The sequence below is a fragment of the Flavobacterium okayamense genome (assembly GCF_019702945.1).
Taxonomy (GTDB): Bacteria; Bacteroidota; Bacteroidia; order Flavobacteriales; family Flavobacteriaceae; genus Flavobacterium; species Flavobacterium okayamense.
This window is the reverse complement of the sequence record NZ_AP024749.1, coordinates 1,209,305-1,221,700: the sequence shown is the minus strand read 5'-3', so window position 1 is coordinate 1,221,700 and position 12,396 is coordinate 1,209,305. Positions and strand designations below refer to the sequence as shown.

Sequence of the window (12,396 nt, the reverse complement as noted above, 5' to 3'; positions counted from 1 at the left end):
TATCCTTTCGGATATGTGGAGAATATCGGAGTCGAACCGATGACCTCCTGCGTGCAAGGCAGGCGCTCTAGCCAGCTGAGCTAATCCCCCATTCTTAAATTCAGAATTATGAATTCAGAATTACGAATTTTGAATTCTCAACTTCCAGAATTTCCTTAAAAAAAACTCAAAAATAGTAGTCCCGGGCAGACTCGAACTGCCGACCCCTACATTATCAGTGTAGTACTCTAACCAGCTGAGCTACGAGACTCTGTATTTTTAGCTTTTTCATTAAATTTTTGAACTAACAGCGAGAGTAAAACTCATCTCCAAACAAACCATCTTATCATTTCTCTAGAAAGGAGGTGTTCCAGCCGCACCTTCCGGTACGGCTACCTTGTTACGACTTAGCCCCAGTTACCAGTTTTACCCTAGGCAGCTCCTTGCGGTCACCGACTTCAGGTACCCCCAGCTTCCATGGCTTGACGGGCGGTGTGTACAAGGCCCGGGAACGTATTCACCGGATCATGGCTGATATCCGATTACTAGCGATTCCAGCTTCATAGAGTCGAGTTGCAGACTCCAATCCGAACTGAGACAGGTTTTATAGATTCGCTCCTTATCGCTAAGTGGCTGCTCTCTGTACCTGCCATTGTAGCACGTGTGTGGCCCAGGACGTAAGGGCCGTGATGATTTGACGTCATCCCCACCTTCCTCACGGTTTACACCGGCAGTCTTGCTAGAGTTCCCGACATTACTCGCTGGCAACTAACAACAGGGGTTGCGCTCGTTATAGGACTTAACCTGACACCTCACGGCACGAGCTGACGACAACCATGCAGCACCTTGAAAGACGTCCGAAGAAAGTCTAGTTTCCTAAACTGTCGTCTCCCATTTAAGCCCTGGTAAGGTTCCTCGCGTATCATCGAATTAAACCACATGCTCCACCGCTTGTGCGGGCCCCCGTCAATTCCTTTGAGTTTCACACTTGCGTGCGTACTCCCCAGGTGGGATACTTATCACTTTCGCTTAGCCACTCAGTTTGCACCGAACAGCTAGTATCCATCGTTTACGGCGTGGACTACCAGGGTATCTAATCCTGTTCGCTCCCCACGCTTTCGTCCATCAGCGTCAATCGTTTGTTAGTAACCTGCCTTCGCAATTGGTATTCCATGTAATATCTAAGCATTTCACCGCTACACTACATATTCTAGTTACTTCACAAAAATTCAAGCCCTACAGTATCAATGGCAGTTTCCTAGTTGAGCTAGGAGATTTCACCACTGACTTATAAGGCCGCCTACGGACCCTTTAAACCCAATGATTCCGGATAACGCTTGGATCCTCCGTATTACCGCGGCTGCTGGCACGGAGTTAGCCGATCCTTATTCTTACGGTACCGTCAAGCTCCTACACGTAGGAGTGTTTCTTCCCGTACAAAAGCAGTTTACAACCCATAGGGCCGTCTTCCTGCACGCGGCATGGCTGGGTCAGAGTTGCCTCCATTGCCCAATATTCCTCACTGCTGCCTCCCGTAGGAGTCTGGTCCGTGTCTCAGTACCAGTGTGGGGGATCTCCCTCTCAGGACCCCTACCCATCATCGTCTTGGTGTGCCGTTACCACACCAACTAACTAATGGGACGCATGCTCATCTTGTACCGTTGGAACTTTAATAATTTGAAGATGCCTTCAAAAGATACTATGAGGTATTAATCCAAATTTCTCTGGGCTATCCCTCTGTACAAGGTAGATTGCATACGCGTTACGCACCCGTGCGCCGGTCTCAAGTTAGCAAGCTAACTCTACCCCTCGACTTGCATGTGTTAGGCCTGCCGCTAGCGTTCATCCTGAGCCAGGATCAAACTCTTCATCGTAGTTTTTAAATATTGTACGATAAGTGCTAGGTTTATTTAATTTCAATTCGCCTTACTCTCTTAATTTTTACAACTTACATCTCTGTAAGTCGTGCTGTCAATCCAATATGTCTATGAACGTGTCTTCTATTCTTTTCGCCTCTCTCTCGATTAGCGGGTGCAAAAGTACAACCTTTTTTTTATCTCGCAAATGTTTTTGAAACTTTTTTTGAAAAAATTTTAAAACCTTACCAAACACTAAAAAAATTAAGAACTCTTACTCACTCTTCCCTTATTTAGGGACGGCAAAGATACTATCTTTATTTCTTACAATCCAAATAAATTTTTAAGTTTTTTTAAAACTTTTTTATTTATTCAAACTTCTCTATAAATCCAATGAACTTGCCTTATCAAAGCGGGTGCAAAAGTAGAACTCTTTTCTCAACTTCCAAACTTTTTTTACCCTTTTTTATAAAGTTTTTTTCTTAAACCTAAATATCAATTAGTTACAATTAATCAATTACGAATTAAAAATTACGAATTACGAATCGTTAACAACAAAACGCCTTGAATAGCCCCGATGGTAACAACATCCTTTTTGAAAAAAAGATATAGTGGACAGCGGGAATATTAGCGAACTGAATTGAAAATGTAGTGCTACTAATTAAAACGAATGGCTTTAACTGGAGAAATTTTGGTAATTATATAAGAAGGAATTAATAAAACTAATAGACAAATTATGATTACTCCTATATTAATAAGCAGAATAAATAGAAAATTAATATCTACTGGAGCTTGGTTAACATAATAATTTTGTGGGTTTAAAGAAATGATTCCGAAATACTTTTGTATAAACAATAATAACAAGGCAATTCCATTTCCCCAAATCAATCCTTTTGCAATTAAATAAAATGCGTTATACAAAAAGATTTTACGAATGTTCCAATTGGTTGCACCTAAAGATTTTAGAATACCTATCATTTGTGTTCGTTCTAATATTAAAACCAAAAGCGCAACTATCATATTAATTACTGCTACCCAAATCATAATGGAAAGAATGATAACAATATTAAAGTCGAAAAGTTTTAACCACTCGAAAATACTATAATACTTTTCTGAAATTGTTATTACATTATAATTAGAAGGCGTTTGCTTATAGATTTCCTTTCCTTTTGCATCCATTTCGTCAAAATCATTAAGAAAAACTTCAAACTGACCAACTTCATCATTTTTCCATTTATTGATTTTTTGAATATGACGAATATCTCCTATTATATAGTTGGCATCAAATTCTTGAAAACCTGAATTAAATATTCCAACAATTTTAAAACTTCGAATATTATATCCTTTTCCTCCTTCTTTCAAAAAATACGTTCTGCAAACATCTCCTAACTTTAAATGTAATCTATCGACTAAATATTGAGAAATTAAAATATCATCAGTATAATTTGACTTACTTAAATCGGGTAAATTACCTTCAGATAAATATTCTTTAATATTATTCCAGTCATAATCTTTACCCACACCTTTAAAAACAACACCTTCAACTGTTTCTTCCGTTCGAATCAATCCAGCTTTATTTGCAACAGCTTGAATATGCTTTATTCCTTCGACTGAAGTAAATTTTGGATAAAAATCTTGATTGGTAGAAATTGGAACCGTGTTAACTTGTGATTGGTTATCATCAAAGTTAGAAATTATAACTTGTCCATTAAACGCTGATACTTTTTCGCGAATCTTCTTTTGTAAGCCAATTCCTGTTGCCACAGAAATTACCATCATTAAAATACTTAATGCAATAGCAACCGTAGCAATTTTAATTATTGGAGAAGAAACACTACTTTTATGGTTCTTAGCAGCGGTTAGTCGTTTGGCTATGAAATATTCTAAATTCAATGGTTATGATTCCGAAATTATTGTTCAAAAATACATTTTTATTATTTGTTTTGCTTGTTTTTTCTTGTGGAAATTCAGTTTCTAAGGTAAAGGGAGAAGGGAAAAGGGAAAAGGGAAAAGTTCTTGACTCTATAAAATCTGAGAAAAAAATAATTTTAGGCGCTGATAATTCTGTAAAATATTTACCCTTTCTAAAAAATAAAAAAATTGGAGTTGTTACCAATCAAACTGGAATTCTTTCAAATGGAACACATTTAGTTGACTTTTTATTGGAACAAAAAGTTGAAGTCACTAAAATCTTCGCTCCAGAACATGGTTTTAGAGGAACTGCCGATGCTGGTGAACATGTTGCGAATGGAAAAGACAGCAAAACTGGCTTGCCTATTATTTCGCTTTACGGAAACAATAAAAAACCAAAACCTGAACAATTAGTAGGAATTGATGTAATGATTTTCGACATTCAAGATGTTGGTGCGAGATTCTACACTTATATATCTACACTACATTATGTAATGGAAGCTTGTGCCGAGCAAAATATTCCTTTATTAGTTTTAGACCGACCAAATCCTAATATTGATATTGTTGACGGACCCATTCTTGAGGAAGAATTTAAAAGTTTTGTGGGCATGCATCAAATTCCAGTTTTACACGGAATGACAATAGGTGAATATGCTAAAATGATTAATGGTGAAAAATGGCTAGATAAAGGAATTCAATGTAAATTAACTGTAATTCCTTGTGAAAATTATACTCGAAATATGAGTTATAGTTTACCTGTGAAACCTTCACCTAATTTACCAAACGACCAAGCGATAAATCTATACGCAAGTTTATGCTTTTTTGAAGGCACGAATGTAAGTGTTGGCCGAGGTACGGAAAAACAATTTCAAGTTTATGGTTCGCCTTATTTAAAAAACATAGGATACCTTCAAATGGGTAAAGATGGTTCAGAATTATTTGAATTCACACCTAAACCAAATGAAGGCGCTAAAGACCCATTATATAATGGAATTACTTGTTATGGTCATGATTTATCTAATTTTAGAAAAACAAAACATCTTGAATTGTTTTGGTTAATTATTGCATACGACCACACAGAAAATAAATCGAAATTCTTTAATTCGTTTTTTACCAAATTGGCTGGAACCAAAAAATTACAACAACAAATTGAAAGTGGCGCTTTTGAAGATGATATTAGAGCTTCTTGGCAAGAAGGTTTGGATAAGTTTAAGGAAATGAGAAAAAAATACCTAATCTACGATTAGTCATTTTGAGTAATCAGTAAACAGTTTTCAGTTGGCAGAAAAAGCTGAATACTATTAACTGTATGCTGAACACTTTCTATATTTCAACTTTTATCCCTGAATTCTGTTGCAACAATTCATCTACAAAACCTTGTTTCTCTTTTGGTGAAATGACTATAGATTTTGAATTGCCGTAAAAAACTTCAATTCTATCGGTTAGTGAAGCAGCAGGTGCGCTTAAAATACTATCGGTTTTCTTTATTAATCTTATCTCAGTAATTGGAATGTTTTTATTCACTATAAATCCAGAATGCACTTTCAAACTTCCTTTTGTAATTATATAGTTTGTATCGTATAACAAATACATGATTAATGCAAAAACAATAATCATAATGGCAAAAATTACCCAATCTTTTTCTCTAAAACCTATAACAATTGGCGGGATTGAAGTTACCCAAAATAAAATTGGTATAAACTTATCAACTTTTGATGGAAATACTTTTTTCATTCTACAAAGGCAATTTCTTTTTCATTTCTTCAACTATATTGAATGCAGCTGGACAAATAGCGACATTCTTCAACGTTAAATTTGAAATTTGTTGGAACTTTTTTTTGTCGGTATGAGGAAATTCGCGGCAAGCTTTTGGTCGAACATCATAAATAAAACATTTATTATCACTATCTAGAAAAGCACAAGGCACACTTTGCAACACATAATCTTTATCTTCATCTATGCGAAGGTATTGATCGATAAATTGTTGCTGTTTCATTCGCAAATGTTTTGCAATTCGCTCAATATCTGCCGAAGTAAAAAGCGGACCGGTAGTTTTACAACAATTTGCGCAATCTAAACAATCGGTTCTTTTGAATTCCGCTTCATGTAAATCTTGCATTACATAATCGAGATTCTTTGGTGGCTTCTTTTTTAGCTTTGTAAAATACTTTTTGTTTTCGTTATGCTTATCTTTGGCTAACTTTTGTAATATGTCAATTCGTGGATTTGTCAATTTGTTTTATTTAAATGTAAAATTAAAAAAACGTCTTAATAAATTACCACATAAACACATAAACTTGAAATGAAAGATTTATTCGGAAAAGCCATTTTAGATTTCCAAACCCATAATAATCCTGAAGATTTAATTACAGAAACTTCTATTAGTGAAGCCGATGAAATGAGTGTCGCTTATTTGTTTCGTGATTATAATGAAATGCCAAAAATGGAACAAAAAGCGTTACAATTGGCAAAAGGAAAAGTACTTGATGTAGGTTGTGGTGCTGGAAGTCATAGTTTGTATTTACAAAACGAACGAAATCTTGATGTTACTTCTATTGATATTTCAGCAAATGCGATTGAAGCTTGTAAACTTCGCGGTATGAAAAAAGCTTTTGTTCAAGATGTAATGAAGTTGGAAAATGAAACTTTCGACACTATATTGTTATTAATGAATGGCGCTGGAATGTGTGGCAAACTGAAAAATGTTTCAAAATTCCTAATACAATTAAAATCATTATTAAATGATGGCGGACAAATTTTAGTCGATTCATCTGATATAATCTATATGTTTGACGAAGATGAAGACGGCGGAAAATGGATTCCAACTGACGTTGATTATTATGGCGAAGTAGTTTTTGATATTTCTTATAAAGGTGAAAAAGAAGAACCTTTTGATTGGATGTATATCGACTACAATACACTTCAAAATGCGGCAATTGCAAATGGATTAAAATGTGAACTAGTTCTAGAAGGTGAACATTACGATTATTTAGCAAAATTAATTACATTTACATTTTAAAAATTTTATGAAAGTAATTAAACTATTTTTGCTTTTTTTTTCAGCAAATCTTCTGTCTCAAGACTACAATTTAGAGTGGGCTAATCCTCTTAATGGAAATTCAGATGTAATTATAAGCGAGCATGTTGTTGATTCAAATGAAAACATTTATATAACTGGATATTTTATTGGATCAGTTGATTTTGACCCAAGTGCAAACGACTATATACTTACAAGCCCAAGTAGTACCTATAATAACAACAATGACATTTTCATAGCTAAGTATAGTAATGACGGAACTTTAATTTGGGCAAAACAACTGATAGGAACAGGAGTAGCTGATTTTGGACTTAGCATTGATATTGACACGAATAACAATTTATATATGACTGGGTATTTTAGTCAAAATGTTGATTTTAATCCATCTCCAAGCGCTTCCTATAATATTATAGTTAATGGTTCTCCCCATGCGTATCTATTAAAATTAGACTACAATGGTAATTTTATATGGGCTAAGCATATAGTTAGTAGCGCTTCATCAATTGGACGTTCAGTTAAATATTATAATAATCATATATATTTAGTTGGCAGTTTTTATGGGAATTCTGATTTTGATTTTTCTTCAAACAACTTCATTCTAAGCTCCAATAGTACACAAACTGATGGTTTTTTAGCAAAATACAGTCTAAATGGGGACTTCATTTGGGCTAAAAAGTATGGTGGCACAACTGTTGGTGAGACATTATGGGGCATAAATTTTGATTCTGATAACAACATATATTTAAATGGATATATTAGAGGTTATGGTACTGGTTCAACACTTATAGATGGGACAACAAGTGTCCAATATTTTGGTTCAGACGATATATTAATACTTAAAACTAATGATTTTGGAAACTTGATCTGGGCTAAAAGTTATGGTTCTTTTAATAATGATTATTCTTATGGTAATATTATTGTTGATAATAATAATAGCAATATTTATGTAAATGGTAAATATTCAAATTCTGTTGATTTCAATGATGATCCATCAGATACATTTTATTTATCAAGTGGCTCTAATTGCGGATTTATTTTAAAATTAAATTTTAATGGTATTTTTCAAGATGCAATAAGAATTGGGCCAAATGGAACTTCCACACCTTGCTTAAAAGGCTTTTTAAGTCAAAATCAGATTATATTTTGCGGTAAATTTTCAAACACTGTAGATTTTGATAACTCAACAAATAATTATTCACTAACATCTTCAGGTCAAGAAGATATTTACATTTTAAATCTTGACCTTAATTTGAATTTTTTAAATGCTAAAAAAATAAGTGGAAATGGAAATGAAATTTTCGGTGGTGTTTCTTTAAAAAATGAAAAACTTTACATTACAGGCGCTTATAATGGAGAAACAAATTTTGATTTATTAGGAGGTTCAAGTACTTTAAATCCACTTAGCAGCTATGATTCATTCATTTCAAAGTACTCTTTAACTTTGTTAACTAATACATCTTTTAATTTATCTGAAAGAAAAATATACCCAAATCCTTTTTCTTCTATAATTAACATAGATGCTTTTGATTTAGAAAAAGTTGAAATATATGATAGTTCAGGAAAGCTAAAACTTATTAAACGTATTTTAAATGAAAAGAACATAGAGCTTGACTTAAGCCATTTAATTAATAACACATATTATATTAAATTAATTAACTCTGAAAACTCAGTAAAATACTTTAAGATTATTAAGGAATAAAAAAACCGACTTATGAGTCGGTTTTTTTATTTTTAAATACAATTTCTTATTGCATATACTTCATTACTAAGCCTTGTATTTGCATCATGTTTGCTTGTTGCATAGCTATTGCTTTCTCCGCTAAGATTGGTGCTTTTTCTTGCATTTTTTTTCCAACAGGTGACTCATAAAACTTCATCATTGCTTTAATATCATCGTGTGTATACACTTCCATAAAGTTTTTAGCTTGTTGTTCAGTAATAGAATTAATAATTACATCAAATTCTTTAATAAATTCAGCTTGTTTATCAGATGGAACCATAGCTAAAACTTGAGCTTTTGCAGCATCCATTGTAGCATTTGAACCTGACATTTCAATTACTTTCATTACATCTGCTTTAAAGTCTTCTTGTGAAAAACCTAACTGACTTACTAATGCAAAAGCAAAAACGAATAACAATTTTTTCATAATTTATAATTTAATATTGAATAGTTTATTTTTTAAATTCAAAAGTAAAAGGAACTTTTAATGAGACACTCACTGGTTTTCCTCCTCGTTTTGCAGGTTCCCAGTTTGGGGCTTTTTTAAAAACTCTTATGGTTTCAATAACAGATGGACTTCCTAAATCCTGAACAATTCTGATGTTCTTCATTTTTCCATCAACATCTATGGTAAAGGAAACTATAATTTGCCCTTCCTTTTCAACCTTACTTGTATCGAAATTATCGTAAAAATAACTATAAAACTCTTTTAATCCTCCATAATTGAAAGTCGGATCAATAAAATCTCCACCTAAATATACTTCATCACTACCTCCAATTTGGGAAAAACCCAGATTTGTAAATAAGAGAAACAATAAAACTCTAAAAGTCATTTTTAAAAATTAAGGGATGTTTAAATATTTATGCGTTTGTAAAGATATACGCCATTTTGGATTATTCATTACATAATCTATAATTAACGGTGTCATTTCTTCTTTCTTACTCCATTCGGGTTGTAAAAAAAGAATGGCATTTGGGTTTACTTTAGCAGCTTGTTCTTCAGCAAATTGAAAATCGTGCTTATTGTAAATAATTACTTTTAATTCATCTGCAATATCATAAGCGCTTTGAACAGGTAGTTTTACTTTTTTGGGTGATAAACAAAACCAATCCCAATCTCCAGAAACTTTGTAAGCTCCAGAAGTTTCAATATGAACACGTAACCCTTCTGCTTTTAATTTTGAAGTCAAAATCGACATATCCCAAGTTAATGGCTCTCCTCCAGTTACAACAACTGTTTCCGCATATTTTTTAGCATTGGAAACAATAATATCGGTTTCTGTAGGCGGATGTAAATCGGCATTCCAGCTTTCTTTAACGTCACACCAATGGCAACCCACATCGCAACCTCCAATTCTGATAAAATAAGCAGCAGTTCCAGTGTGATATCCTTCACCCTGAATAGTATAAAACTCTTCCATTAAAGGTAGCATTTCACCTTTATCGACCGCTAATTGAATTTCTTTTGTAAGCATTCTCTTTGTAATAGTGGGCAAAGTTACAACATTGAATTTAGAATTTAGAGTTTAGATTTCAGAAATATTCAATTGGACATAATTGACATTACTCTTGAATTTAGTTACTTTTGAGTTTTAATATTGGAAAAATGAATAGAAAAGAAGACTTTTCAAATCAAATAAATGAAGGTTATACTTTTAAAGGAGATTTTATAACAATTGGTGGTGCAATTTTAGATAACGAAGTTTTGCCAAACACATATGTAAATATTCCTTTAAAAACTTTAAACCGACACGGCTTAATTGCTGGAGCAACAGGAACGGGAAAAACAAAGACAATTCAAGTGTTATCGGAACAGCTTTCTTTAAAAGGAATTCCGGTTTTAATGATGGACATTAAAGGTGATTTTTCTGGAATTGCACAACCTGGAGAAGAAAAATCGTTTATTACAGAGCGTCATCAGAAAATTGGTTTAGAATACCAAACTAAAGGTTTCCCTGTTGAATTAATGACGATTTCAGAACAAAATGGAGTTCGTCTTCGTGCTACTATTTCAGAATTTGGTCCGGTTTTTTTTTCAAGAATTTTAGATTTAAACGATACACAATCGGGCGTTGTTTCGGTTGTTTTTAAATATTGTGATGACAATAGCATTCCGCTTTTGGATATTAAAGACTTCAAAAAGGTACTACAATATATTACCGAAGAAGGTAAAGCAGAATTTACTTCCGATTATGGAAGAATTTCAACCGCTTCAACTGGAGCAATTTTTAGAAAAGTTATTGAATTAGAACAGCAAGGTGGCGATTTGTTTTTTGGCGAAAAATCATTTGAAATTGATGATTTAATGCGTTTTGACGAAAACGGAAATGGTTACGTAAATGTAATACGCTTAACCGATCTTCAAGATAAGCCAAAGTTATTTTCAACTTTTATGTTGAGTTTATTAGCCGAAATCTATAATACGATGCCTGAAAAAGGCGATGCCGAACAACCTGAATTAGTAATCTTTATTGATGAGGCTCATTTAATTTTTGACCAAGCGAGTAAAGCTTTATTAGATCAAATTGAAACCATTGTAAAATTAATTCGTTCAAAAGGAATTGGCGTTTTTTTTATTACACAAAACCCCATGGATGTTCCTAGTAGTGTTTTAGCGCAATTAGGTTTAAAAATTCAACATGCATTACGTGCTTTTACTGCAAACGATAGAAAAGCTATAAAGATGAGTGCTGAAAATTATCCAATTTCAGAATATTATAAAACTGATGAAGTTTTAACTTCGTTAGGAATTGGTGAAGCATTTGTTACCGTTTTAAATGAAAAAGGAATTCCAACACCATTGGTTGCTACTATGCTTAGAGCTCCAATGAGCCGAATGGATATTTTAAATCCAGCAGAAATTTCGGAAAGCATATCTAAATCGAAATTGGCTAAAAAATACAATGAAGTGATTGACAGAGAAAGTGCTTATGAAATTTTAACCAAAAAAATTGAGCAAGCACAAGTTATTGCTACCAAAGAAGAAGAAAAGAAACAAAAAGAAAAAGAAGCTAAAAAAAATACGAGAACCTCAAGTTCAACTTCCAATACGGTAACAAAAGGAATTGTAAAAATGTTGACAAGTGCTACATTTATTCGTGGTGCTATGGGATTATTATTAAAAATGATGAAAAAGTAAAATGAAAAGAATAAAATTTACAGAATTAGGATTTAAGAAAAATTTAGACACTTTAGTTGTATGTGTTGGGTTAATCTTTTTAGTAATTGGTCTTATTGCCGTTTTTGGTTTTTTAAACCAAAAACTATCTGGTTTAGCTGGTCTTTCAACAACTCTTGTTCTTTATCCTCAATTTAAAAACTTTTTTTACAAAAATTATATCTTTTGGAACAAAAGAGGTGGAAGTATGAAATTAAACTCTAAATCATACTCATTTCAATTTGACACTATTAAAGAAGTAGAAATTAATAATGATAAACTATTTTTAGATTTAAAAAATGGTTCTATAAAAGAGTTTTCCACTAAAGATATTAATCCTGATGATTTGAACTACTTACTTTTAATATTAAAAAAATGAAAAAATATTTTATACAAAAATCACCTTTTGTCGTTCCAACAACAGATGGGAAATTAATTGAAGAACATCACGGACTAACTACAAGTAATTCGGAAATTTCAATTGCACATATGGTTGCTCCTCCAAAATGGAGCGAACCTTTTCAAACTCCAGAATTTGATGAATATACTTACATCATAAAAGGTAAAAAACAATTTATCATAGAGAATGATATTGTAGTTCTTGAAGCAGGCCAATCGATAAAAATAGAAAAAAACACTCGAGTTCAATATTCTAATCCATTTGATGAACCTTGCGAATACCTCGCAATTTGTAAACCTGCTTTTAGTATGGAAACTGTAAATAGAGAAGAATAAA

At 32.9% G+C, this 12,396-nt stretch carries 12 protein-coding genes, 2 tRNA genes and 1 rRNA gene; 6 read left to right on the top strand and 9 right to left on the bottom strand.

The window, feature by feature from the left end:
* Nucleotides 1-16: 16 nt before the first annotated feature.
* From KK2020170_RS05590 to KK2020170_RS05575, 4 genes are all read right to left on the bottom strand, one after another.
* A tRNA-Ala gene (locus KK2020170_RS05590) sits at nt 17-90 on the bottom strand.
* An 86-nt stretch (nt 91-176) separates the two neighbouring features.
* Nucleotides 177-250, bottom strand: a tRNA-Ile gene (locus tag KK2020170_RS05585).
* Nucleotides 251-337: 87 nt separating this feature from the next.
* Nucleotides 338-1,853, bottom strand: a 16S ribosomal RNA gene (locus KK2020170_RS05580).
* A gap of 639 nt (nt 1,854-2,492) precedes the next feature.
* Nucleotides 2,493-3,728 carry an ABC transporter permease gene (locus tag KK2020170_RS05575; RefSeq protein WP_221259834.1) on the bottom strand — a complete coding sequence of 412 codons (1,236 nt, stop codon included), beginning with the start codon at nt 3,726-3,728 and terminating at the stop codon, nt 2,493-2,495.
* Between the two features lie 5 nt (nt 3,729-3,733).
* On the opposite strand from KK2020170_RS05575, the gene KK2020170_RS05570 reads away from it, so the two are divergent.
* Nucleotides 3,734-4,993 (top strand): exo-beta-N-acetylmuramidase NamZ family protein, encoded by a 1,260-nt coding sequence (locus tag KK2020170_RS05570; protein WP_221259833.1) that lies wholly within the window; start codon nt 3,734-3,736, stop codon nt 4,991-4,993.
* Between the two features lie 76 nt (nt 4,994-5,069).
* Here KK2020170_RS05570 and KK2020170_RS05565 read toward each other — a convergent pair whose 3' ends face one another.
* Both KK2020170_RS05565 and KK2020170_RS05560 read right to left on the bottom strand, forming a co-directional pair.
* Nucleotides 5,070-5,480, bottom strand: coding sequence for a PH domain-containing protein (locus tag KK2020170_RS05565; RefSeq protein ID WP_221259832.1), 411 nt, complete (start codon nt 5,478-5,480; stop codon nt 5,070-5,072).
* A gap of 1 nt (nt 5,481) precedes the next feature.
* The gene (locus KK2020170_RS05560) at nt 5,482-5,979 is read right to left on the bottom strand and encodes a YkgJ family cysteine cluster protein (protein WP_221259831.1); all 498 of its coding nucleotides are present in this window, start codon (nt 5,977-5,979) and stop codon (nt 5,482-5,484) included.
* Between the two features lie 69 nt (nt 5,980-6,048).
* Between KK2020170_RS05560 and KK2020170_RS05555 the strand changes: the two genes are divergently transcribed.
* Both KK2020170_RS05555 and KK2020170_RS05550 read left to right on the top strand, forming a co-directional pair.
* Complete coding sequence (locus KK2020170_RS05555) at nt 6,049-6,765, top strand: class I SAM-dependent methyltransferase (protein ID WP_221259830.1); 717 nt, start codon at nt 6,049-6,051, stop codon at nt 6,763-6,765.
* A gap of 7 nt (nt 6,766-6,772) precedes the next feature.
* Nucleotides 6,773-8,482 (top strand): T9SS type A sorting domain-containing protein, encoded by a 1,710-nt coding sequence (locus tag KK2020170_RS05550; protein ID WP_221259829.1) that lies wholly within the window; start codon nt 6,773-6,775, stop codon nt 8,480-8,482.
* Between the two features lie 46 nt (nt 8,483-8,528).
* Here the strand turns inward: KK2020170_RS05550 and KK2020170_RS05545 are convergent, their stop codons facing one another.
* The 3 genes from KK2020170_RS05545 to KK2020170_RS05535 are packed head-to-tail and all read right to left on the bottom strand — an operon-like array spanning nt 8,529 to nt 9,978.
* Nucleotides 8,529-8,930 (bottom strand): DUF2059 domain-containing protein, encoded by a 402-nt coding sequence (locus tag KK2020170_RS05545; RefSeq protein ID WP_221259828.1) that lies wholly within the window; start codon nt 8,928-8,930, stop codon nt 8,529-8,531.
* Between the two features lie 25 nt (nt 8,931-8,955).
* On the bottom strand, nt 8,956-9,336 hold the full coding sequence (locus KK2020170_RS05540; RefSeq protein ID WP_221259827.1) for an energy transducer TonB: 381 nt from the start codon (nt 9,334-9,336) through the stop codon (nt 8,956-8,958).
* Between the two features lie 9 nt (nt 9,337-9,345).
* A complete protein-coding gene (locus KK2020170_RS05535) occupies nt 9,346-9,978 on the bottom strand; it encodes a 7-carboxy-7-deazaguanine synthase QueE (protein WP_221259826.1) in 633 nt (210 codons plus the stop codon).
* Nucleotides 9,979-10,109: 131 nt separating this feature from the next.
* On the opposite strand from KK2020170_RS05535, the gene KK2020170_RS05530 reads away from it, so the two are divergent.
* Genes KK2020170_RS05530 through KK2020170_RS05520 form a run of 3 tightly spaced genes read left to right on the top strand, consistent with a single transcriptional unit; the run spans nt 10,110 to nt 12,395 of the window.
* On the top strand, nt 10,110-11,642 hold the full coding sequence (locus KK2020170_RS05530; RefSeq protein ID WP_221259825.1) for a helicase HerA-like domain-containing protein: 1,533 nt from the start codon (nt 10,110-10,112) through the stop codon (nt 11,640-11,642).
* 1 nt (nt 11,643) lies between these two features.
* On the top strand, nt 11,644-12,039 hold the full coding sequence (locus tag KK2020170_RS05525) for a hypothetical protein (protein ID WP_221259824.1): 396 nt from the start codon (nt 11,644-11,646) through the stop codon (nt 12,037-12,039).
* The gene (locus tag KK2020170_RS05520) at nt 12,036-12,395 is read left to right on the top strand and encodes a cupin domain-containing protein (RefSeq protein ID WP_221259823.1); all 360 of its coding nucleotides are present in this window, start codon (nt 12,036-12,038) and stop codon (nt 12,393-12,395) included. The genes KK2020170_RS05525 and KK2020170_RS05520 overlap by 4 nt, the downstream gene beginning before the upstream one ends.
* The last annotated feature ends 1 nt before the right edge of the window (nt 12,396 follow it).

What these genes read in the sequence shown, in the direction of transcription:
- KK2020170_RS05540 (WP_221259827.1), bottom strand. Translation starts at nt 9,336, where the DNA reads ATGACTTTTAGAGTTTTATTGTTTCTCTTATTTACAAATCTGGGTTTT.
- KK2020170_RS05525 (WP_221259824.1), top strand. Translation starts at nt 11,644, where the DNA reads ATGAAAAGAATAAAATTTACAGAATTAGGATTTAAGAAAAATTTAGAC.
- KK2020170_RS05550 (WP_221259829.1), top strand. Translation starts at nt 6,773, where the DNA reads ATGAAAGTAATTAAACTATTTTTGCTTTTTTTTTCAGCAAATCTTCTG.
- KK2020170_RS05545 (WP_221259828.1), bottom strand. Translation starts at nt 8,930, where the DNA reads ATGAAAAAATTGTTATTCGTTTTTGCTTTTGCATTAGTAAGTCAGTTA.
- KK2020170_RS05535 (WP_221259826.1), bottom strand. Translation starts at nt 9,978, where the DNA reads ATGCTTACAAAAGAAATTCAATTAGCGGTCGATAAAGGTGAAATGCTA.
- KK2020170_RS05555 (WP_221259830.1), top strand. Translation starts at nt 6,049, where the DNA reads ATGAAAGATTTATTCGGAAAAGCCATTTTAGATTTCCAAACCCATAAT.
- KK2020170_RS05530 (WP_221259825.1), top strand. Translation starts at nt 10,110, where the DNA reads ATGAATAGAAAAGAAGACTTTTCAAATCAAATAAATGAAGGTTATACT.
- KK2020170_RS05520 (WP_221259823.1), top strand. Translation starts at nt 12,036, where the DNA reads ATGAAAAAATATTTTATACAAAAATCACCTTTTGTCGTTCCAACAACA.
- KK2020170_RS05570 (WP_221259833.1), top strand. Translation starts at nt 3,734, where the DNA reads ATGATTCCGAAATTATTGTTCAAAAATACATTTTTATTATTTGTTTTG.
- KK2020170_RS05565 (WP_221259832.1), bottom strand. Translation starts at nt 5,480, where the DNA reads ATGAAAAAAGTATTTCCATCAAAAGTTGATAAGTTTATACCAATTTTA.